The following is a 2,055-nucleotide window of genomic DNA, read 5'->3' as shown; positions in this document are numbered from 1 at the left end:
AGATGTGTGTAGGAGACAGGGCGTGGTACCGGTGGGGGCCGATCGACGGGGTGGTGCCGTTCGGCCGTGGGGTCCACGGTAGGTCCCGGATCCGGAGGTTGTGGAACGCTCGTATTACCGCGATGTGACGATACTTGGAAAGGCCATGTTCTTTATGAACGCAATTGCCGCGTGAACTCGTGTGGCCCATGCACGGATCCGCGCCGAATGCCCGCGGGAACCGGTGGGAGCGTGCGGGAACCGGCGGGAAAAGAAGCGGGCCCGGGGGCGTAGCCGGCCCCCGGGCCCTGTGATGCCGCCCGTTCGGCACGCCGCGACGGTTGAGAACCCAGGTCAGTCGTCATGTCGTCGCGTCCTGCCTTTGGACCACCGCACATCGAGCTGTGCGGGCCGGACTTGAACCGGCATTTCGACGTCCCGGGGCCTGGGTCCGGTCGTTGCGGCGATCGGCGGCGAATACTGAGTCTGGAGCAATAGTCTGAGATTGAGCGCGGCCCGTCCCTGAAATCCTCAGCGGGTACGGTCCGCTCCGTCACGACAAGCCTCAGCTTCAGCTTTGCGCTCCTCGCGCACCCCGCCCGAAACATCGGGCGGGGAGTCTGTGAGGCTACCCGAACAGGTAGCCGAACACCGCGTCACCGACCCGCTGGTCGACGACGTCCGCGCCGTTCGCCTCCTCGCGCGCGAACTTCACGGCCTGCTGCAACTTCTCGACGCGGTCGAGGATCTCCCGGACCCGGCGGGCGGGCAGCGCACCGGAGAACTTCACGGTGGTCCAGTACCCGACGGGTATGTCCTCGTAGTACACCTCGACCTGTGCGGGATGCTTGTCGGTCGCCTCGGCCTTCACATGGTTGCGGGGCACCTTCTTCGTCCGCACCGTCCGCACGGGCTCGGTCTTCCAGGCGTCCGTGGAGGGGTCCTGCACCCACGCCTCGGAGGCGTCGAGCACGGGCAGTTTCCGCACGAGCGCGTTGATCTCGCCGAGCTGCTTCTCCAGGAAGAGCAGATAGGCCACCGGCACCTCGGCGACGAGCACCCTCCCGTCGACCGTCACGTCCGCCCGTGCCGTGCAGTTGGCCCAGTCCTTCGTGGCGGTCACGTCGAACAGCCGGGTGAGGATCCCCGCCGTCTCCCGCAGCACGTCCTCCGCCCGCACCTGCACCCGCGTCGACTCGGGCGGCAGCTGCTCGCCCTCCTCGTCCTTCGGCTGATACGTACGCGCGATGCCGGCCAGCAGGGCAGGTTTCTGCAGCCCGTGATGAGCGGCCGTCAGGTCCTGCTGCGACTTGGCCTTGACGCCCTTCTCGACTGCGATGATCTGATTGAGTTTCGCCACGCCTGGAAGGTAGCAGCCGGGCACGCGCTTGTTCGAAGGGATATTCCTCCCTGGGGACACCGTCTCTGCTGCGTCACGCTTCCCAGAGGTTGCGGTGGCGGTGGCGGGTAGGGGGATGGTCGAGGGTTTCGGCCGCGGTGACGAGGTCGCCGGGCGGGGCCGCGCGCAGGTGTGTGCGGGCCGTGCTGCGGAAGGTGCGCAGGGCGGCCCGAGCCTGGGATTCGTAGGGGTTCCAGAAGCATTGGTTCACGGCCCGGGCGTACCGGTAGGACGTGAACGAACGGACGACTCGGGTCGGCCGGGGGCGGCGGCCCTCCCGGCGCGCACGGCTCAGTTCGGCCCCGCTGTAGCGGAGTTCGGTGAGGGTGTGTGCGGTCCAGGGGGCCGGCAGCCCGGCCGCCCAGTACGCCGGGACCCTCCGGTGCCGGCTGCGGACGTGGTGCACGGTGCGTGACATGGCTGACCTCCGGGGGCTCGCCGGAATCTCCGGCTCGGCCCGCTACAAGTCAGCCGCCGTGAAGCGCCCCAAGGGCTTCGCGCGCAGGCGTACAGACATGGACGGAGCATGGGTGCCGGGCGCCGAGATGTCGAGCGATTATCGACAGGGGCTCGGCACGCGGCAGCCGGGGAGGTTGGCACGCGGGGGCCAGGGAGGCGGGACCTGGCAGCCGGGGAGGTTGCACGCGGGGGCCAGGGAGGCGGGACCTGGCAGCCGG

3 protein-coding genes are annotated in these 2,055 nt (G+C 69.1%); 1 reads left to right on the top strand and 2 read right to left on the bottom strand.

Annotation, left to right across the window (positions count from 1 at the left end; genetic code table 11):
- Positions 1-607 precede the first annotated feature (607 nt).
- Both AOK15_RS39685 and AOK15_RS39680 read right to left on the bottom strand, forming a co-directional pair.
- Entirely contained in the window at positions 608-1,339 is a 732-nt protein-coding gene (locus AOK15_RS39685) for a DUF7873 family protein (RefSeq protein ID WP_055523919.1), read from the bottom strand.
- A gap of 73 nt (positions 1,340-1,412) precedes the next feature.
- On the bottom strand, positions 1,413-1,796 hold the full coding sequence (locus AOK15_RS39680; RefSeq protein WP_055523918.1) for a hypothetical protein: 384 nt from the start codon (positions 1,794-1,796) through the stop codon (positions 1,413-1,415).
- Here AOK15_RS39680 and AOK15_RS46290 point away from each other — a divergent pair.
- Positions 1,795-2,055 (top strand): hypothetical protein (locus tag AOK15_RS46290; protein WP_205632307.1); only part of this gene is annotated, 261 nt, incomplete at its 3' end. The two genes, AOK15_RS39680 and AOK15_RS46290, sit on opposite strands and share 2 nt — an antisense overlap.

This window comes from Streptomyces ossamyceticus, assembly GCF_001418475.1.
Classification (GTDB): domain Bacteria; phylum Actinomycetota; class Actinomycetes; order Streptomycetales; family Streptomycetaceae; genus Streptomyces; species Streptomyces ossamyceticus.
The sequence above is the reverse complement of the archived record's forward strand: the minus strand, read 5'-3'. Positions and strand labels throughout refer to the sequence as shown.

What these genes read in the sequence shown, in the direction of transcription:
- AOK15_RS39680 (WP_055523918.1), bottom strand. Translation starts at nt 1,796, where the DNA reads ATGTCACGCACCGTGCACCACGTCCGCAGCCGGCACCGGAGGGTCCCG.